This is a genomic window from Methanosphaera sp. DEW79 (genome assembly GCF_003266085.1).
GTDB lineage: Archaea > Methanobacteriota > Methanobacteria > Methanobacteriales > Methanobacteriaceae > Methanosphaera > Methanosphaera stadtmanae.
Map to the genome: position 1 here is coordinate 1 of NZ_MUZW01000019.1, position 20830 is coordinate 20830.

General features: G+C 28.3%; 19 protein-coding genes and 6 tRNA genes. 10 read left to right on the plus strand and 15 right to left on the minus strand.

Annotated features, from left to right (window positions below; all coding sequences use genetic code 11):
- Positions 1 to 38 precede the first annotated feature (38 nt).
- The 4 genes from hisE to BZ132_RS01465 all read right to left on the minus strand — a co-directional run bounded on the left by hisE (position 39) and on the right by BZ132_RS01465 (position 3775).
- Positions 39 to 326 (minus strand): phosphoribosyl-ATP diphosphatase, encoded by a 288-nt coding sequence (gene hisE / locus BZ132_RS01450; protein WP_011405883.1) that lies wholly within the window; start codon positions 324 to 326, stop codon positions 39 to 41.
- A gap of 7 nt (positions 327 to 333) precedes the next feature.
- Positions 334 to 1140 (minus strand): CBS domain-containing protein, encoded by an 807-nt coding sequence (locus tag BZ132_RS01455; protein ID WP_048059681.1) that lies wholly within the window; start codon positions 1138 to 1140, stop codon positions 334 to 336.
- A 41-nt stretch (positions 1141 to 1181) separates the two neighbouring features.
- Positions 1182 to 2540, minus strand: coding sequence for an Asp-tRNA(Asn)/Glu-tRNA(Gln) amidotransferase subunit GatB (gatB, locus tag BZ132_RS01460; protein WP_011405885.1), 1359 nt, complete (start codon positions 2538 to 2540; stop codon positions 1182 to 1184).
- Between the two features lie 224 nt (positions 2541 to 2764).
- Entirely contained in the window at positions 2765 to 3775 is a 1011-nt protein-coding gene (locus tag BZ132_RS01465) for a radical SAM protein (RefSeq protein WP_112149329.1), read from the minus strand.
- A 313-nt stretch (positions 3776 to 4088) separates the two neighbouring features.
- Between BZ132_RS01465 and BZ132_RS01470 the strand changes: the two genes are divergently transcribed.
- The 6 genes from BZ132_RS01470 (at position 4089) to BZ132_RS01495 (ending at position 4762) form a co-directional block, all read left to right on the plus strand.
- Positions 4089 to 4161, plus strand: a tRNA-Asn gene (locus tag BZ132_RS01470).
- A gap of 13 nt (positions 4162 to 4174) precedes the next feature.
- A tRNA-Ile gene (locus BZ132_RS01475) sits at positions 4175 to 4248 on the plus strand.
- A gap of 19 nt (positions 4249 to 4267) precedes the next feature.
- A tRNA-Glu gene (locus tag BZ132_RS01480) sits at positions 4268 to 4342 on the plus strand.
- A gap of 104 nt (positions 4343 to 4446) precedes the next feature.
- Positions 4447 to 4530: transfer RNA gene (locus tag BZ132_RS01485), tRNA-Leu, on the plus strand.
- Positions 4531 to 4565: 35 nt separating this feature from the next.
- Positions 4566 to 4640 (plus strand) — tRNA-His (locus BZ132_RS01490).
- 47 nt (positions 4641 to 4687) lie between these two features.
- Positions 4688 to 4762 (plus strand) — tRNA-Glu (locus BZ132_RS01495).
- 112 nt (positions 4763 to 4874) lie between these two features.
- Here the strand turns inward: BZ132_RS01495 and comE are convergent.
- The 9 genes from comE to BZ132_RS01540 form a co-directional block, all read right to left on the minus strand.
- A complete protein-coding gene (gene comE, locus BZ132_RS01500; protein WP_048059682.1) occupies positions 4875 to 5453 on the minus strand; it encodes a sulfopyruvate decarboxylase subunit beta in 579 nt (192 codons plus the stop codon).
- A complete protein-coding gene (gene comD / locus BZ132_RS01505) occupies positions 5440 to 5958 on the minus strand; it encodes a sulfopyruvate decarboxylase subunit alpha (protein ID WP_286940241.1) in 519 nt (172 codons plus the stop codon). The genes comE and comD overlap by 14 nt, the downstream gene beginning before the upstream one ends.
- Positions 5959 to 6360: 402 nt before the next feature.
- Positions 6361 to 7392, minus strand: coding sequence for an L-sulfolactate dehydrogenase (comC, locus tag BZ132_RS01510; protein ID WP_011405889.1), 1032 nt, complete (start codon positions 7390 to 7392; stop codon positions 6361 to 6363).
- Between the two features lie 27 nt (positions 7393 to 7419).
- Complete coding sequence (purM, locus tag BZ132_RS01515) at positions 7420 to 8448, minus strand: phosphoribosylformylglycinamidine cyclo-ligase (RefSeq protein WP_011405890.1); 1029 nt, start codon at positions 8446 to 8448, stop codon at positions 7420 to 7422.
- Between the two features lie 351 nt (positions 8449 to 8799).
- Positions 8800 to 10707, minus strand: a complete 1908-nt coding sequence (locus BZ132_RS01520; RefSeq protein ID WP_011405891.1) for a beta-CASP ribonuclease aCPSF1 — start codon at positions 10705 to 10707, stop codon at positions 8800 to 8802.
- A 657-nt stretch (positions 10708 to 11364) separates the two neighbouring features.
- Complete coding sequence (psmB, locus tag BZ132_RS01525; protein WP_011405892.1) at positions 11365 to 11982, minus strand: archaeal proteasome endopeptidase complex subunit beta; 618 nt, start codon at positions 11980 to 11982, stop codon at positions 11365 to 11367.
- 320 nt (positions 11983 to 12302) lie between these two features.
- Positions 12303 to 13160, minus strand: coding sequence for an Mrp/NBP35 family ATP-binding protein (locus BZ132_RS01530; protein WP_011405893.1), 858 nt, complete (start codon positions 13158 to 13160; stop codon positions 12303 to 12305).
- 247 nt (positions 13161 to 13407) lie between these two features.
- A complete protein-coding gene (locus tag BZ132_RS01535; protein WP_286940245.1) occupies positions 13408 to 14316 on the minus strand; it encodes a methanogenesis marker 7 protein in 909 nt (302 codons plus the stop codon).
- Positions 14301 to 14825, minus strand: a complete 525-nt coding sequence (locus tag BZ132_RS01540; RefSeq protein ID WP_286940246.1) for a hypothetical protein — start codon at positions 14823 to 14825, stop codon at positions 14301 to 14303. Before BZ132_RS01540 ends, BZ132_RS01535 begins: the two co-directional genes overlap by 16 nt.
- Before the next feature lie 217 nt (positions 14826 to 15042).
- On the opposite strand from BZ132_RS01540, the gene comB reads away from it, so the two are divergent.
- From comB to BZ132_RS01555, 3 genes are read left to right on the plus strand one after another with little or no spacing between them, the layout of a single operon-like run.
- Positions 15043 to 15741, plus strand: coding sequence for a 2-phosphosulfolactate phosphatase (comB, locus tag BZ132_RS01545; protein WP_286940247.1), 699 nt, complete (start codon positions 15043 to 15045; stop codon positions 15739 to 15741).
- 16 nt (positions 15742 to 15757) lie between these two features.
- Positions 15758 to 17053, plus strand: coding sequence for a TraB/GumN family protein (locus BZ132_RS01550; RefSeq protein WP_011405897.1), 1296 nt, complete (start codon positions 15758 to 15760; stop codon positions 17051 to 17053).
- Positions 17054 to 17062: 9 nt separating this feature from the next.
- A complete protein-coding gene (locus BZ132_RS01555; protein WP_011405898.1) occupies positions 17063 to 17278 on the plus strand; it encodes a DUF1922 domain-containing protein in 216 nt (71 codons plus the stop codon).
- Here the strand turns inward: BZ132_RS01555 and BZ132_RS01560 are convergent.
- Together BZ132_RS01560 and BZ132_RS01565 are read right to left on the minus strand one after the other, a co-directional pair.
- Complete coding sequence (locus tag BZ132_RS01560; protein ID WP_286940248.1) at positions 17273 to 18124, minus strand: TIGR00269 family protein; 852 nt, start codon at positions 18122 to 18124, stop codon at positions 17273 to 17275. The two genes, BZ132_RS01555 and BZ132_RS01560, sit on opposite strands and share 6 nt — an antisense overlap.
- 62 nt (positions 18125 to 18186) lie before the next feature.
- A complete protein-coding gene (locus BZ132_RS01565; RefSeq protein WP_011405900.1) occupies positions 18187 to 19281 on the minus strand; it encodes a DegT/DnrJ/EryC1/StrS aminotransferase family protein in 1095 nt (364 codons plus the stop codon).
- 286 nt (positions 19282 to 19567) lie between these two features.
- Here BZ132_RS01565 and BZ132_RS01570 point away from each other — a divergent pair, with 286 nt between their 5' ends.
- Positions 19568 to 20740 (plus strand): tRNA (guanine(10)-N(2))-dimethyltransferase, encoded by a 1173-nt coding sequence (locus BZ132_RS01570; protein WP_011405901.1) that lies wholly within the window; start codon positions 19568 to 19570, stop codon positions 20738 to 20740.
- Positions 20741 to 20830: the final 90 nt, after the last annotated feature.

The window sequence follows — 20830 nt, forward strand, 5'->3', positions numbered from 1 at the left end:
TAAAAAAAGATTATTTTAAGAGGGGAGGAAAAAAATAATTAGTTATGTCTACTTATTAATTCATCAAAGACATCATCTAAAGGTATACCTTTGTATGCTAAATTAAGTATTGTAAAGAATATTAAATCTGCAGATTCATGTACAAGATCTTCATTATTTTTTGAAGCTAAAATAACTTCAGTAGCCTCTTCTCCTAATTTTTCAAGAATTTTATCTTCAGCTTTTTTATCAGAATCTTGCATTAATTTTGAAGTATAAGAATCTATAGGATTATTTTTTCTATCAACTAATGTATCATAAACTTCTCTTATTATTTCATCTTTCATATTATCCTCACTTCTTTATTGTTGTATTTTTATCTCTTAAACTACCAGTTATTGCAATCAATGGATGTTGTGCATCAGCAATTATTTCAATATCTTTCAAACTATGAATACCATTCTTTTCAGCAGTTTTTTCAATTCCTAACTTGATATTCTTACTTAATGAAATAACATATGCTGTGATTTTATCATTACCCATCTTATATGATGCAACTAATCTATGATGTCCATCAACAACTAAATATTTATGTTCATTTATTTTCACAACTATAATAGGTTCAGCTAAACCCCTTTCTATTTCATAAGTTCTTCCCTCTAATTCATCAGCATAAACCTTATCTTGTGTAGGTTTTAAATTAACAATATCCACTTTTTCTTTATCAAGTGTTGTTTTAATACCATATAGTTGTTCAAGAGTTTTTCTAAATTGATTTACTTTTTCTGGTGTAGATCTTTCTATATGTGAACGTAAAATATCAGTATTGGTTATGATTCCAAGAACTTTCTTATTTTCATCAGTTACTGGAAGTCTTGATATTCCAAGGCGGAACATAACTCTTGCAGCATCATTAATAGATAGTTCTTCATTGGCTATAACAATATCCTTTGACATCATACCTTCAACAGTTGGACTTATATCTTTAATAAGAAGATCAGATGCTGTGATTATGCCAACAATTTCATCATTGTCTTCTACTGGAAATCCATCATGTCCTGTTTTTTTAATAATCTCTTTAATTTCTTTTATGGGCATGTTGGAATTTACTGTAATGACGTTTCGTGTCATGTAATCTTTAACTTTTTTATAATCACTCATCTTTATCCACTCCATTTAATAGAAAAAATTAAGAAAAAAAATCATAACTGATCTAATTTTTCTTTAATCATCTTATTAGTTTCACCAGCATTTGCTTTTCCACGAGTTAATCTCATTACTTGACCAACAAGGAAGTTTACAGCATTATCTTTACCATTTTTATAATCTTCCACTGCATTAGGATTTTCCTCTATTGCTTGATTAATAGCATTTACTATAGCATCATCTTCAACAACACCAATAATATCCATTTCATTACCAATTTCTGTTGGTGTTTTATCATTACCAGGCATTTGTTCTATGAGTTTGTGTGCAGCTTCTGGTGTTACTTGTTTAGATTCTATTAAATTAATTAATTCAACGATATCTGAAGGTGTTATTTTACTTTCTGCATATTGTATTTTATTGTAGTGTAATACTCTTTTTAATTCATCTCTCATTAATCTTGCAGCAACATTAGCGTCAACTTCTTTACATACTTCTTCAAATGCATCAGCTAATTCTAGTTCTGAAGTTAATACTTTTGCATCTTTCTTGTCAATACCATACTCTTCAACGAATCTTTCAGTTTTTAAGTGAGCAGGTTCAGGCATATTTTGTCTAATTTCTTCAACATGTGCAGGATCAATTTTTAATGGAGGAAGATCTGGATCTGGTATGTATCTGTAATCATCAGCATCTTCTTTTAATCTCATAGGTACTGTAATCATTTGAGATTCAAGATAAGCACGAGTTTCTTGTTGTACTTCTCCACCTCTACGAAGAATATTTTTTTGTCTTATTAATTCAAATTTAAGTACTTTATAGGCTCCACGTATAGAGTTAACATTTTTAACTTCTGCTCTTTTTCCACCTTCAATTGAAATGTTAACGTCAGCTCTCATTGTACCTTCACCACGTGCACTACCACTGTAGTTTAGTACACGAATTAATTCATTTAAGAAGTTTCTTGCTTCTTCTGGTGATTTCATATCAGGTTCTGTTACAATCTCAATAAGTGGTATACCTGATCTATTAAAGTCAACAGTACCTCTGTCAGGTTTATATTGTCCTGGATCTTCTTCAACGTGTATTTCATGTATTCTTACACCATTTAGTTCTCCTTTTATTCCTACTGGAACTGATGTTCTTTGATATCCACTAGATAAATCAGGATAATCATAGTGTTTTCTCATAAAGTAAATAACTTCATTAGAAATTTCACACCCAAGCATCAATGCTACTTTTATAGCATTATCAAGTGCTGCCTGGTTTGGTGGATATGGTTTTGCACCAGGTTGATTTAAACATACTGGACATATATTTGTGTTGTTTGGTGCAGATTGATAGTTTGTAGGGCAACTACAAAATAGTTTTGAGTTTGTATTTAATTGTACGTGGATTTCAAGTCCACACATCATATCTGTAATAATGATTCCTCCAACTTTAAATAATCTTTTATGTAATTAAGTTAATATTTTGTTTTTTATAAAATACTAGTAAATATTATATAATTATATTTATATCTATTAATTTAAATTTTTATGTTATTTATTTATAATAATATATTAATATAGTGTTTTTAGTATTGAATATAGTCAATATTAGTTACTTGAAATATATTTTTTAATTATAAGTTTCTGTGTTATATTTTTTTAATATCTAAGTTTTCATAACACATATCAATATATCTTTGTATAAATGGATCAAGTTCAGGTCGTAGATTATCACCTTGTGTTAATAAATCCATATTAGAAAAGCTTCCAATAAGATTACGATTTGACCAGTATACTTCTTCTTCAACACGCTTACCAAAACGATTTCCATACATTTTAAATAATGGGAATTTTGTTAATCCATTACTTCCAGCCTTTAGAAGTACTCCTATATTTGCAAGGTTATCTGTCCATGTTCCAGTAATTATTTCTATATGTGGGAATCTAATTCTTACACTAGCAACGATACTAGCATAGTATAATGATGCAGGTTGTGGTGTTAAATGGTATGTGGTATCTGGATGTGGATTTAGGGAATAGAATATAATACGATCAATATCTAATTCTTCTATTAAATTAAATAAATCATTTAGATGATCGATTTCTTCTCCAAGGCCAATGATAATAGTTATTGCTTTTTTATATCCAAGATTATCTGCTTGTATTAGCATGTTTTTAATATCTGTAATTGATTTACTTGGACATATTTCATTGTGAAATTTGGGATTTGCAGTTTCAACAGCTCCTGTTACTCCTATAATTTCTTCGCCATATGCATCTAATTCATCAGTTATACCTATATTTAACCATACAGGTTTGTCTGTAATGTAGTATATGTTTTCTGAGATTTCTCTTATTTCATCAGTAGAATATACTCCATATCCTCCAGATAAAAATTCAATATTCCATCCCATTCTCTTTGTAAGTTCTGCTTCAGCATATATTCCCTTCACATGTCTACGTGCTTTATCTGGATTTTGAATTCTGTCTTTTTGTGATGACATATAACAGAATTTACAATCTCCTTTTTCGCACCACCATGATAAGAAAAGAGCTCTTTCAAGACTTACATCTTTTCCATGAATTTTTTCTGTTATTTTGTTAGCTTCGATAAGTAGGTCAAATACTTCTTTATTTTTTATTTTTTCAATAACATCCATTTATTATAAATCTCCTTAGATTAATAACATATCCTATTATGTAGTTTATTTTTCATTAATTATAAATATCTCTATGAGAATTTTTTTACTGTAATATTTATTTCTGATCCAGTATAAAGTAGGTATTTAAGATGTTTTTCGTTTTTTACACTATTTTTTTGCTATTAAAAAACATAACCGTAACGTTTATATAGTATGAAAACAAACATTATATTGTGCCTTGAAAACTAATAATAACTTATTTTTATAGTTGATAGGTAAGTTTATATATACGTAGTTATAAATAAACTATTGTAAGATGAATTTGTCATGTGCCGTCGTGGCTCAGTAGGTAGAGCGTTCGGCTGTTAACCGATTGGTCACAGGTTCAAGTCCTGTCGACGGCGCTATAATTCTTTTGGGCCCATAGCTTAGCCAGGTAGAGCGCCCGGCTCATAACCGGGCGGCCATGGGTTCGAACCCCATTGGGCCCATTTTACAATTATAAATTTTGCTCCGATAGTGTAGTCCGGCCAATCATTTCGGCCTTTCGAGCCGAAGACTCGGGTTCGAATCCCGGTCGGAGCATTTTCTAGAACCTTTCTTATTTATAATTTGGTATGATTTTAGATTCTAGAACACTTTAAGCGAAACATTCCTAAATAAAGTTTGCGGATACAAGTATTTTATATGCGGGGGTGCCCGAGCTGGCCAAAGGGGACAGGCTTAGGACCTGTTGGCGTAGGCCTCCCAGGGTTCGAATCCCTGCTCCCGCACTTTAGATAAGGGATTTCGTAATGGGTTTTTAAATGCCGGGGTAGGATAGTGGTTATTCTTCGGGACTGTGGATCCCGTGACTCGGGTTCGATTCTCGGCCCCGGCCCCATTTAAAAAAATATGAGTTTATATTTATTATATAAATTTAAGTTAGTTGCTCCGATAGTGTAGTCCGGCCAATCATTTCGGCCTTTCGAGCCGAAGACTCGGGTTCGAATCCCGGTCGGAGCATTTAATTTATGTTACTTGTTTTAGATTTATTTTTAAAATTATTGATTTTTAATAAAAGTTATATTTATATTATTGTATTATCTAATTGAAAAAAAAGAGTTATTGGTGGAGGTTAATTTTCTTTGTTAATTGATTCCATAAATCTATTTTTTATTTGAGATGGCGTTTTATCAATAATTGGTGCTTTTGTATTTCCAGGTTTTACTTTAATGTGTAAAAATACAGGTTCTTTTTTATCTAAATATTGCTTTATATCTATATTATCCACACTATTTCTAGCATCAACATAGTAAACTTCATTATATCCAATACTCTTTGCAATATTTGATAGATTTACCTTTGAAGTATAAGTTTCTTGTGAGCCAGTTGAACCATATGCTTCATTATCAATAAGAGCAATTATAAGATTACTTGGATTTTGTGCATAAACTGTAATAAGTTCACCAAAATTCATTAATAAAGATCCATCACCATCAATAACAATAACTTTTCTATCATCTGATTTTTCCTCAAGAGCAAGGGACAAACCTAATGCAATAGGTGTAGCCATACCCATTGAACCAGACATATAAAAATTATTATTTCTATCCTTTATTCCATATAATTCACGTGATGGAAATCCAATATTTGAAATAACTAGTTCATCATCTAAGTCAGTGATAATCTTCTTAATAGCATCATATCTTTTCATTATCAACACCTCTTCTCCAATAACTAATATCAAATAATAATGCAATAGGTTCTTCTGATATTAAAGATAGATTCCAAGTTTTATTAATAATTTCTCTACTTTCACTAGGATAATCAACTTTATAATATCTAATATCTAAACTATCTAACACTTTGGTTGTAGCTTTACTCATTGGTATCTGGCCATATACAGCCTCACCAAGACTACCTCTATGACTAATAATCATTAAAATAGGAAAATTATATAATTTCATAAGGGAAGCTAAAACATTAACACTGTTACCTAATCCAGAATTTTGCATTAAAATAGCAGGTTTTAATCCACCCATATATGCACCAGCACATATTCCAAAACCTTCCTCTTCACGTGTAACAGGTACATGTTTTATTGTATCATCTTTATCAATTAATTCCAATAACTTCTTTAAATTAGCACATGGAACACTTACTATGAAGTTAATTCCGGCGTCTTTAATTCCATTATAAATAACATCTGTACTATCCAAAAATAATCACTTCTCTAAAAATTTGTAATAATAAAATTATGTTCTCATATTTATATTTTTAATTAATTAAATAAAAAATATTTTTCTATGAATTTAAATCATATTCATAAGGAAAAACTATATATAACAAAGTATGTTAATAGTTTGAGTCACAATTTTTATAGAATAAATACAATCTAAACTACAAATAATCAGGAAATAGGACTACAAAACACTAAAACACAAGAAATGATTACAGCTTATATAATAAAATATAATTGAAATAAAACAAGAAGAAAAAGAAGTAATGGGTTAACTTTAAACAGAAAAAATAATAATAAAAACAATTATCTAGTCAAAGAAATAATATTTATTGGTTATGACTAACTATAATTGTTGTATATTCTATTTTAAGGAAAAAATCTATTCCTCAAAGTATGCTGTAATATCTAATTCTTTTTTATTTGCAATTTCTGTTAATTGTTCATATAAAGCTTCATCAACAGGTATTCCATTTGCATGATGTTCATTAATCATGGCAATTTCACGGTCACCTGGAATAACTCCATTTTCTTCTCTAATTTCACGAACAAATTGATCAACATAGAATTTGAATTGCATAGAACCAGCAAAGTGTTCAGGATCTATTACTATTAATAAATCTCCTTTAGTACACATTACATCTGGTGTTGCTGTACCTTCAACTTTATCACCACAAGCAGCACTTACAAGAGGTCCTGCTAATAATTCAAACATAAATGCTAAAGCATATCCTTTAAATCCACCAAATGGTAATATTGATCCTTCAAGTCCTGCTTGAGGATCTGTTGTTGGATTTCCATCTTTATCTAATGCTAAACCTTCAGGAATTTCTTCATTTTTTCTTTTAGCTTCTAAAAGTTTTCCTCTAGCAGTAATACTTGTAGCCATATCTACACAAATATAATTATGAATATCATCTGTAGGAATACTTATTGTAATTGGATTAGTTCCAAGTAATGCTTTTTTACCACCAAAAGGTGCCATAGCAGGTTCAGTATTTGATATAACAATACCAATCATATCTTGGAGTGATGCTAAATCAGAATAATATCCAGCAATTCCATAGTGATTACTATCATGTATACCTACAATTCCAATACCAGTTTCACTTGCTTTTTTAACAGCTAAATCCATAGCTTTTACTGTTACATAATGACCAAATTTATGATTTCCATTTATCATTGCAGAAGAAGCTGATTCTTTTTCTATTTCATAATCTCCTTCAATTTTAATAGTACCTGCTTCTATACTTTTTATGTATTGTGGAAATCTTCCAAGTCCATGTGTTGAAAATCCTTTAAGATCACCATCAGTTATAACATCAGCAACAATTGAAGCTTCCTTATGTACAACGCCATATGCTTCTAAAATTTCTTCAATTAATTTAGTTTCATTTTCTATGCTAATTTTCATGAATGTATCTCCTCGATATTAAATGTTTTATAATTCAATTTTTTTGTTTTCATTTGTTGTTATTAGAACACGATTGTCTGAATCTTCTTTAATTTCTCCAATAACATATGATTTATGGTATTTATTTAGTATTTCAAGAGCTTCATCCTGATATTTTCCATCAAGAATTACAGCAAAACCAATTCCCATATTAAATACATGATACATTTCTTTATCTTCAATACCTGTAGCTTGTATTGCTTTAAATATAGGTAATGTTTCAGGTAGATTATTGATAATATAAGTCATATCATGATTTAATCTTTTTAAGTTACTAAATCCACCACCAGTTATGTGTCCAAGTCCATGAACTTCAATATCAGAATTTAATAAGTCCATAATTGCATCAACATAAATTATAGTAGGTTCAAGTAATGCTTCTCCAACAGTGGTTGAATTATCAGTTGGTAATTTATCATCTACATTGAAATTTGCTATTTCAAGTAAAGCCTTTCTTGCTAAACTTAGTCCATTACTATGTACACCACTACTTTCAATACCAATGATAATATCACCATCTTTTATTTGTGTACCAGTAATTATATCTTCCTTGTCTACAGTTCCAATTCCAGTTCCAGCAAGATCAAAATCCTTAATAATTTTAGGTAATGAAGCAGTTTCTCCACCAATCATTGCTATTTTTGCTTGTTGACAACCTACTTTCAATCCTTTACCTATTTGACTTGCAACTTCAGGATCTGGATGTTCCACTGCTAAATAATCAACCATAGCTATTGGTTCAGCACCTACACATAAAATATCATTTACAACCATAGCAATACAATCAATACCTACAGTATCGAATTTATTCATTAAATTTGCAATTAATATTTTACTTCCAACACCATCAGTACTCATAGCTATTGCACGTGAACCAAAATCAACTAATGCTGCGAAATGTCCTTTATTTTTTATAATATTTCTGTAATCTAATGTTTCAGATAGTTCTCCAGTTAATGCACGTACAGTTTGTTCTTCCAAACTAATATCAACACCTGCTTCAGAATATGTAACCATTATTTCACCTATAACATTATTGAACTTCCTTAATACTATAATTAAAGATTCCCTGATAATTGGGCTAACCCCTGTGTTCTACAGGTTTTTGAATTAATTAATTAATCAAAATTATTCATGATTAATTTTAAAATGTATATTTATATTTAAAAAAATAGTGACACGTTTTATTATTCACTTTTTTTATTTATTAATTATATTTCTTTTTTCTAATTGTTATATATTTTTAAATAGATTTTATCTACTTAATATAATAACTGTTGAAAAAGTATTTTTTTCCATTCTAAATTCTCATATACTTAAAATAAAATAATAAAAAAAGGAGAGTATAAGAGAGAGTTGTATTTTTTTTTATTGTAATCTAGTAGTTTCAAGATTTAATGGAGTTTTTGTTTCAATTTTATATGTTCTATAAATACTACTTGCAAGATCTAATGCTTTATATGCATCACCATGACAAACTAGGATTTTATCAGGTTTTGGTGATAATTTACGAACATATTCCATTAATTGTTTACGATCACTATGTCCACTAAATCCATCAATTGTTGTAACTTCTATGTTAATATGGAATAATTGTGTTACTCCATCTTTTTCTAGTGGAACTTCATCGAATCCTTTCTGAATTCTTCTACCTAATGAACCTTCTGACTGATATCCTACAAAGATGATACGGTTTTTCTCATCTTCACATAGTTCTTTGAAGTATTCAACAGAATTTCCTCCTGTTAACATACCAGATGTTGATAAAATAACACATGGTTCATTACTTTCTAGTAATTTACGTCTTTGTTCATTGTTTGTTACTTTATTAAATACATCTGATGTGAATGGATTTTCACCTGCATGGAATATTTGTTTTTGTAATTCATTACTTAAGAATTCTGGATGTGCAGTATGTATAGCTGTAGCTTCCCATATCATTCCATCTAAATATACTGGTACTTTACCTAAAATACCTCTATTAATAAATTCTTCAAGAACAATCATAATTTCCTGTGCACGTCCAACAGCAAATACTGGAATAAGTATTTTTCCACCTTTTTGAATTGTATCATATATTGCTTTAACTAATTCTTTTTCTGCAGTGTTACGTGTAGGGGTGTTGTCTTCACGTCCACCATATGTACTTTCCATTACCATAGATTCTATACGAGCAAAATGTTGTTTTGGTGTTCCAAGTAATCTACTTTGTTCATTCTTAAAGTCACCAGTATATAGGAAGTTATGTTTTCCATCACCTATATTTAAGTGGGCCATAGCAGAACCAACAATATGTCCTGCATCATGTAGTGTTAAACGTATATCAGGTGATATATCAGTAACTTGTCCATAATCTAGTGTAATTGTTTTGTTAATTGTTTCTTTAACATCTTTTATATTAAATGGAAGTGGTTTGTCTTCTCTATGGGAGATATCAAGATGGTCTTGTTGGAGAAGAGTCATCATATCTCTTGTTGGAGTAGTACAGTATGTAGGTCCATCATATCCATAATGATATAAGTATGGTACAAAACCAGTATGGTCAAGGTGAGCGTGGGTAATAATAACTGCATCTAAATCTTGAAGATTAAATTCTGGAACATTTAAGAAAGGATATGCTGTTTTTTCATCAATACCTGCTACATTTACTCCACAATCTAATATAACTTTACTGTTTGGTGTTTGTAAGAATAAACAAGATCGTCCAACCTCTCTAAATCCACCAAGTGATGTTAATCTAACCCAATCATTATCAAACATAGGTTCTCGTCTGATTCTTTTTCCTAATTTTTGTAAAAATTCTTTTCTTTCTTTACTATTTCTTTTTAATGATAATCTGATTCTTTGGATTGTTTCAGAATTAATTGGTGGTGTTCTTAATATTTTTGGGGTCCATCCTGTTTGTTTTAGTATTTCACGGGATGTTGTTCCATATTTTCCAATAACTAGTCCGGGTTTTCTTGATTCAATAATAACTTCGTGTGTTACATCATCAAAGGATATGTCTGTAATATCAGCATCTGTAGGAACAATTTCTTCTACTTTGTCTATTGTTTCAGGTGGTGGTGAAAGAACTGATTTGTCTGATCTGATAATTATTCGTTTTCTTATTTTTTTTGCTAATGCACGAATTATATCTCCATGATCTTTGTTTATTTCAGGATTTTTTGTATATATAACAATTTCAGGTCCTTCAAATTCAACTTTTGCTAGTTTTACTTTTTCAGGTAAATATTCTATAATTTGATCTTTGATTTCATCGATCATATTAGTCATACATTATCACTCTCTCATTTTTTGATAATTTTTATGTAGAACAAATTATTATCCTTAAAAAACTTTATAATAATTGTTTTAATGTTTTATCTGCTACACTGTTTTACTTAATGATTTTATTTATTAAAATATGAAATTTACATATTTTATTTAATTAGGTTTCGTGTTTATTTTAATTGTAAGTAGAATAGTACTATTTTTATTAAATTGTAGAATTTTTTTAAATTCCTTTTTATTTCTAAAATAGAGTCATGTTCATATTTAATATAAAATATCTTTTCATTAATTGATTATGTTTTTATCAAAAGAATATTTTATTTATTAATAAACTATAATTAGCAGTAAAAGTGATTTGATTTTTTCATTTTTTTACATTACATCCCATGTTTTGTTTTAAATTCAAAAAATTTTTTTTTTAATTATATAGAATGTAATATTTTTAAAAACAATATAATAATTACTCTGTTTTTATCTTATATATAATCTTTTTTAAAAAAATATTCATATTATTTTTAAATAATATTTAATTAACTAAGATATTCTTATTTTTAAGAAATAATTCTTTTTTTTATTTAAGTAAAAAAATATAATTATAATTTTATTGTTTTTAGGAATAAATTTTATTATTGAAAAAAATTTAGAAAAGAAGAAAGTGTTTTAAAGTTGTTTCTTAATTTGAGCAATTTCTTCTTTAGTATATATTTTCATTCCATCTTTGGTTATAACTCCAAGTCTGTAGTTATTTCCAGAATATACATCACGTTCCATTGCAGAAGTTATAGCTTTTATAGCAATTTTTTTACCTTCTTCTGTAGTAATGTCTTCATTATACCTATCTTCCAATACACCAAATGCATAAGGAGAACCAGAACCTGTTGATGTGAAGGTATCTGGAATGTAACTTCCACTTGGATCTAATGTGTATAATTTAGCTCCATCTTTATCAACACCTGCAAGAATAGTTTGAACATAATATGGTCTTGATTTAAGTATGTTACTTGTTAAAACAGCTAAAGCATCAATGGACATATCTTTTTCATTTCTTAATTTATATAATGAAATTTCTGCTTTAAGAATATCCATTAATGATTGTGCATGTGATACTGTTCCTGCAATTGTTGCACCTATTTTATCATCTATTTGGAATAATTTATCTGCATTTTTATTTGCAACTAAACTTCCCATTGTTGCTCTGGTTTCTGTTGCTAAAACAACTCCATCTGTACATACAAAGCCTACTGTTGTTGTTCCTTCCATATTTTCTGTTTGATTCATTTGTACACCTCTATATATTTCTATCAATATTAAATAATGAGAATAATTATTTTTTTTTTATTTTCTTTTTTATGCTTAAAAATTATGTTATTATTCTATTATATAACTTTTGGTTATTAAAAGTTTATTTTAATTAAAAATATTTTTTTAATATTAATAACCATCACTCTGGGTATTGACAAAGATATTTTTCTTGATAAATAATTCAACTAAAAAAATACATTTTTAAAAATTTTTGTATAAATAAAAATTCAAAAAAATCTATGAATTTTCTAAAATTTTTCATAAAAAAAAATAAAATTAAAGATTATCTAAAAAAATTAATCTTTATTCATGTATTTTGATTTGATTTCTTGGGCTATTTTCATAAAGCCTTTTGCTGCATCTGATTCAGGTTTGGATTTAACGATAGGTACTTCTTCAATATCTGCTGATTCAGAAACACTTGTTCTAAATGGAAGATCTCCAAGATAATCAACATCCATAGCTTCAGCAAAATCCTTACCTTTACTTTCACCAAAGAGATTTATTCTTTCATCACAATGTGGACATTCAAGATAGGACATATTTTCAACTAATCCTATGTTTTTAATGTTCAACATTCGAGTCATTGAAACACATTTAGTCACATCTTCTTCTGATACAGAACTTGGTGTTGTAACCATAACAGCAGCATCTAAATCTGGAATCATTTGTAATACTGTTAAAGGTTCATCACCAGTACCTGGAGGATTATCAAAGATCATAACATCTACATTACTCCATGCAACATCGGAAATTAATTGTTTTATTGCACCTGTTTTTTGTGGTCCTCTCCAAATAATTGGGGAAGCATTACTTTCTATAAGAAAAGCCATTGATGCTACTAAAATACCATCATCAGTTTCAACAGGTATTAATTTATTTCCTTTTACACTAAGTTGTTTGTCTTCAATACCTAACATTTTAGGTACGTTTGGTCCATGAATATCTACATCATAAAGTGCTGTTTTTAATCCCATAGCATTAAATGCTTGGGCTAAATTAACAGCTACAGTAGATTTTCCTACTCCTCCTTTACCACTCATAACAGCAATTTTATATTTAATATTTGCTAAATTACGGGTTATATTAATATTTTGTTCCATCATAGCCTTTTTATCTTCTTCAGATAAATTAGCTCCATGTTCGTGTGCCATTATCATAACTCCTAGTTATTTAAGAATATTATTATAATATGAAAATATTGTTCTAAATAATTTGTTCTTTTTTCTTTTAATATTCTATATAATGGATTATTTAGTTAGTTGTTTATAAAATTAATCTATATTTAAATGAATGGTAATCAACACAATATAATTAAAAAAATGAATATAATTGTTTTAATTTAAAAAATAATTAATAATAAGACTTATTTAATAAAAAAATAATTAAAAAATAAAAAAATTATAAAATTGATGTTTCTGGAAGTATTTTTACTAAAATATGATCGTACATTTTAGATTTTTTAATCTCAGCAATATCACCTAATCTATAACCTTCAACTACAACATTAGCCACTTCTTTGTAATATTCATCATAAGGTAATTTTACACGAACACCATCTAATTGACTTACAATGGCCATAGGGGCATTAACATCTTTTATAGAAGGAAGTTCTCTTTCTAATGTAATTTTAACAATAACTGGTGATATAATCAGAGGATCATCACTTAACTCTTCTTTTTGTTTGGAAATAATATCTTCAGAAGTTTTAACTAATTTTCTAAGTGCTCTAATATTTTCTCCACGTTTTAATCTACGAGGAATTCTTCCAAATCCTGTAACATAAGCATTAGCATTGATTTCTTCAGCAACAATTTCAGGGCTACCTGTTACAATAACTGGAATATCAATATCCTCAAATAAGAATTTCTTTTTACGTATACAATCATCAAAACTTCCTAATGAAAATATTGCTAAGTCATGTTCTTCAATTAAATCCTTTTCTTCTTTATTTATCTGTGCAATTCCCTTTCCAGCTCCACGAGCAAGACCTATCATGTTGGTTTTTGTACCATATCTTCTTAAATATTCTGCTATATCACAAGCAGCATGGGGTAAGTGTTGACGTGCAAGAGTTGGGGATACAACAGCTATTTCTGTACTGGCAAGGGGAGATAATTCAACAGAACCAAGTAATTCTTTTGCTTTAGCTTCTATTTTATCAGTATCTTCTGAAGGAACAGCAATAGTTAATGTTATATCGATTTGAGATTCATTTTTTTGAAGAATGAATCCACCAAGATCTTCAATAAGTTCTTCTATTTCATAATGTTTATGAACTCCACCAGTATATGTCATTGTTTCATACATAATTTACTCTCCAATAATTCATATCTTTCTTTTATCCGTTGAATAATATTCTTTGGTACATTTTTATGTGAAGGAATTATAATAACATTCTTTTTATTTTTAAGTTCTATATTCATATAATCTGGAACTATTATGAAATCATAATCACTATCACTAATATTATAACCCATATCTGTAATGGTATCTTTTAAAAAATTACCATATACTTTTACTTTAATATTTTTTCGATTATCTTTTTTCTTATTATTATCATTAATTAAATATTTAATTAATTTAATTTTTTCTTCATCTATATTAGTATTAAATTTATTCTTTATTATAAAAATACTATCATAAATTTGTTGATATGTATTTAATTTAACAGGTATTTTAGGAATATCTGTTTTTGTTTCAGACAATACTACTGCCACATCAGCATTTTCTATATATGATGGTTTTACAACAGTATAATCATCTACTCCGGCAATTTTTAAGATATCTTCACACATTGGTGTTGTAATAATATTCATTGTTATTCACTTATTTAACATTCTAATTAATGTTTTTGTTATTAATATTGTATATAATTAAGACAATTGAAAAAACATCCTATTTATATAAATAATTATTTTCACATATTTATTAGTAATATTTTAATTAAAACTATTAATATTAAAATGAAATAATTCATAATAAAGTAAGAATTTTAATATTTTTTTAATTAATCTTTGTATAATGGAGAAAAATATGAAAATTAATGTAAGTTTATATAATTCACAAACCAATGATTTAGCTATAGTAATTGATTTATTAAGGGCAAGTACAACAATAAGTGTAGCATTAAATACTTTTAAAAGAATTGTTCCGATTAATGATATAGATGAAGCTATTAAATTAAAAGAAAAACATAATGCAATATTGGCAGGTGAAATTAAATCATCAGATTTTGATGTTTCAAATTCACCAGTTCAAATATCAAATTATGCTGGTGATACATTAATTTTGAAAACAACAAATGGTACAAAGGTATTAGAAAATATAAAACAAAGAAATTCAGAAGTAAATATATTGGTTGGAGCATCAATAAATGCAAAAACAGTAGCACAAAAGGCATTAGATATTGCAGATAATGAAATTGAATTAGTTATGGCAGGAAGACATCAAAGATTTACAATAGAGGATTGTATTGGTGCAGGAATAATTATTAATGAAATGGTAAACATAGCTAAAGAAAAAAATATATACTTAGAACTTTCAGAATCAGCAAAAGCATCAAAAATAATATCAAATAATTCTAATATAATAAAACAATTAATAAATACTTCACACAGTGCAGATAAATTACGTTATCTTGGATTTGGTGAAGATATTGAAATATGTAGTTTAATTAACAAGATAGATACAGTTCCAATCTATAAGAATAATTACATAGTCTCATTAGATTAAATAAAAAAGTGATAATATGGATAATGAAGAAAATAATACAGAATCAGATAGAATATTTACAAAACCACCAATTATTCGATTTTCACATATTCAACAGAATATTCAAGAAGAAACTGATGAAACAGAGATAATTCAACCAATAAGTAAATCTTCTCTAGAGATTGTAGCAACAGCACACATATCAGATAAAAGTGTAGAATCAGTACGAAAAACTATTTATGAGAAAAAACCAGAGATTGTAGCAATAGAGTTAGATTTAGGAAGATATCAAGGATTGGTAGATGAAAGTAGGGGAATTAAAAGAGAAGAAAAATTTGACTTAAAATCCCTACTCAAATCATCTAATCTTACAGTTACAATAGTAAGTGCATTCTTATCACACATGCAAAAGAAGATGGGGGAAGAAGTTGGAGTAAAACCAGGTTCAGAAATGTTAGAGGCATCAAAAATAGCACGAGAAGTTAATGCAGACATAGCTTTAATTGATAGAAACATACAAACAACACTTAAAAGAACAATTAGTGGAATGAGTCTTAAAGAGAAATTATCATTTGTATGGGATTTAATTAAGTCATTTATATTTTCAGATGATGAAGATGAATCATTTAAAGAGGAAGTTGAACAATTAAAACAAGAAGATACAATAAAAGAAGTTATGGACTTTTTCAAAGAAGCATCACCTGGTGGATACAATGCACTAGTTCATGAAAGAGATGCTTACATGGCACATCATCTTAAAAGCTTAGAAGATAAAAATGTAGTGGCAGTTGTAGGGGCAGGACATAAAAATGGAATTACAACATACCTCAACAATCCAGACACGATACCCCCCATTGATAGCCTTACTCAAATAAAAGAGTCAAGATTTTCAATAATTCAAATAATACTATATCTCATACCAATACTTTTTATTGTGGTATTTGTTGGAGCATATATTCAAGGATTAAATATTGGTGAAGGTATAATAACCTATCTTATATTTGCAGGGGGAGGAGCATTAATAGGTTCTCTATTATCTGGTTCTAAGATACAATCTGCATTAGTGGGAATGGTTGTAGCACCAGTTACTGTTATTCATCCATTATTAGCTGCTGGATGGTTTTCAGGACTTGTTGAAGGTAAATTACGTAAGGTAGGATTCGATGATTTAGCAGAATTAGCAGATTTTGAATCATTTAAAGATCTATGGCATAATAAATTATTTAGAGTAATTCTTGTAGTACTTGGAACGAATATTGGATGTACAATTGGTTTTTTAATAACATTAAACAATGTATTTGTTCCCTACATACATGTAATATTTGGAATATGAGGTGTTTTAATGAATTATTTAATATATAGATGTGATTGTGGTCGTGTTTTATATTCAAAAGAAACAACAAAAACAAAAAAATGTACATGTGGAAAAACATTAAATGTTAAAAAAAGAAGAATACTAAAAATTGCCCAATCAAGTACACAGGCAACAGAAACAGTTCAACAAATGCAAGAAGAGATATATGGTGGTTCTATATTTAGAACAGCCAATGAATTATAAGATTTCTTTTATTTCTTCTGTCATTTTACAGGCATTACATGGACTTTTTGCTGTTACCTGGCCACAAATATTACATCTTTCTAAATGAACCTCTTTTTGTGGAATTTTAAATGTTTTCTTAAAAGAATTAAATATATTCTGTTTTACTCCATAATTTTCCTCTAATTTATTTAAAAATAATTTCACATCACTTCTAAGAGAAGTTACAGAATATGGACATTCCTCATCATGAATAGGAATGTTATTTACAATACACCATATACCAACATCCTTTTCAGGTAATTGCCATAATGGCTTTATTCTTGGAACCATATGTTTATCTATTCTATTGAGTATTGGTCCAAATTTTGGAAACTTATTTTGATCATTTCTTGCAAATGTCATGAGAAATGATTGTATTTCATCGTCCATATTATGTCCAGTTGCAATTTTATCACACTTATGTGAATCTGAAACCTTATTTAACAAGTATCTTCTATAGACTCCACAGGGCATACAAGTACTTTTATAGAGGTTATGAATATCATCTAAGTTATAATTCCATTCATCCTTAAATGAAGCTATTGTAAGGGGTATGTCTAAATTTTTACAATTCTCTTTTGCAGATTCAATTCCATGTTCTCTATATCCACAAATACCTTCATCAATACACACAGCTTCTAATTCAAAGTCAATACCAGACTCTTGTCTATATTGGTATAACATGTGTAGTGTTAAAATACTGTCTTTTCCACCAGAAACACCAATCATAATTTTTTCATTCTTATTAATTAATTTATAATCGTTTAATGTTTCAAAAACATTTTTTTTAACATAACTGTTGAATTTATCTTGTTCTATCTTCATGGTAAAATCATATTCCGTAAATCAATAAAAAAAAGTAAATTAAAAAGGGGGGTTGATGATTTTTATTGTAATAATTCTTCTGAACCTTTTTTAATTGTATCAATAATAGTATCAAGTTCTTCTGTTGTTAATGAAGGATGTACTGGTATTGATATTACTTGACTTGCTGCTTCTTCAGCTAAAGGACAGTTTCCTGTAATTGACAGTGCTTGATAGTATGGTTGTTTATATAATACAATAGGATAATGTATACCTGTACCTATTTGATTGTCTGTTAGGAATTTTTGGAATGTATCCCTATCTTTAGATACTCTTATTGTGTATTGATGGAATACATGTGTTACATTATCAGCTACTACAGGTGTAGTTATACCTTCAACATCAGCAAGACCTTCTGATAAATATTTAGCATTTTCATTTCTAATTTTATTAAATTCATCTATATGTTTAAGTTGAACAAGTCCAATACTTGCTGCAATATCTGTCATTCTATAGTTGTATCCAAGTAATGATTGTTCATATCTTTTACTTTCTCCATGTGCACGTACCATACCTGCTTTTTCTGCATATTCTTCATCATTAGTAGTAACCATTCCACCTTCACCAGTGGTCATGTTTTTTGTTGGATAGAAACTGAAACATCCAAAATCACCAATACTTCCTATTTTTTTGCCTTTATATACAGCACCATGAGCTTGAGCAGCATCTTCAATAACTTTTAAGTTATATTTTTGTGCAATTTCAAGTATACCATCCATGTCTGCTGGTTGTCCATAAAGATGTACAGGAACAATAGCTTTTGTTTTATCAGTTATTTGTTCTTCTATTTTAGCTGGATCTAAGTTAAATGTTTTCGCATCAATATCTGCATAAACAGGTTTTGCTTGTGTATATAATATGGAGTTAGATGTAGCTGCAAATGTAAATGGTGTTGTAATTACTTCATCACCAGGTTTTATTCCAGCTGCAACTAATGCTGTGTGAAGTGCAGTTGTTCCAGAACTTGTTGCAATTCCATATTTAGCTTCTACATATTTGGCAAATTTATTCTGGAATTCATCTACTTTTGGTCCTTGTGCTAACATTCCAGATTTTAATACTTCTGTCACTGCTTCTATTTCTTCATCACTTATAATTGGTTTTGCAATATTTATCATTAAAACATCCCTTATATATTATTTTATGATTGAATTTTATTAATAATAAAAAATAATTCTTTTTTTTATAAGATTCTAAATCAAACATATCTTTGATATAATATTTTCTTATGTATTATTATTTTTAATTTAATCTATAATAATATTTTTATTTCTATGATTAGATTTTTTATTTAATATTGATTAATTACCTAATTTTTTTTATACTCTTAATTTAATAAATAAAATAATAGAGATTTATAGAAAATATCTTTTTTTATAATAAATAATTATTAGGATGTAGATTATGGATACACATATTATTGAAGAAGGATTAGTTAAAATAGAAGTACCTGATTTTGAAAAAGTATCTGCAAAAGCACCTGTTTTTTATAATCCAGTAATGGAAATGAATAGGGATATTTCTGTTGCAGTCATTAACCAGTATAGAAAAGAAGTAGATCATGATATTAGTATATGTGATGCTTTTGGTGGAACAGGTATTAGGGGAGCAAGATATTCTAAGGAAATACATGGTGTGGAAAAAGTTGTTGTAGGTGATGTAAATCCATTAGCTGTTGAGATTTCTAAGAAAAATATGCAATTAAACAACATATCTAATGTTGAAGTTCAAAAAAATGATGCAAACATTTTATTACAATCAAATAAGGGATTGTTCGATGTTGTGGATATAGATCCCTTTGGAACACCTGCAATGTTTACACAATCAACTGCAGCTAATATACGACCTGGTGGGTTAATTTGTATTAGTGCTACTGATACATCAGCTTTATGTGGAACATACCATGATCCCTGTTTGAGAAAGTATGGTGCTAAACCTCTAAAAACAGAGTACTGTCATGAAAATGGTATTAGAATTTTAATAGCATTCATTTCAAGAAACTTAGCAGTTAACCAGAAATATTTACACGTACTATTTTCACATAGTACAGAACATTACATGAGAGTATATGCTATTGTAAAACGTGGAGGTAAAAAAACTAACAAGGCATTGGATAATATTGGTTTTATTGCACATTGTCCTAACTGTTTACATAGAGAAACTACGTATGGTTTTGCTCCTAAGATACCTCATACTTGTCCAGAATGTGGTGGGGAATATGATGTTGCAGGACCATTATGGTTAGGTAAAATATGGGATAAGGAATTTATTTATAATACTATGGAACTAGTAAAAAACTTGAATTTAAATAAAAAAGATGATCTTATGTCCTTGTTTGAAAAGTGTTATATGGAAGCTGATGGTCCTGTAACTTTCTATGATATTCATAAGATTTGTAAGAAATTAAAAATCAGTTCTCCTAAAATAAATGATGTTATGGATGAAATTAGAAATAGGGGCTATTTTATTTCAAGGACTCATTTCAAGTTAACTGGTATGAGAACAGACATGCCACTTGATGAACTTAAACAATTAATTTTAGATATAAAAGAAGATAAACTTGGACCTGAAAAATAGGGAAAATTTTTTCCTTAACTTTTTTTTTAATTTTTATGAGAGTATACAACATTCTTTTTCAATATTTTAACATGATTTTATTGTTATTAT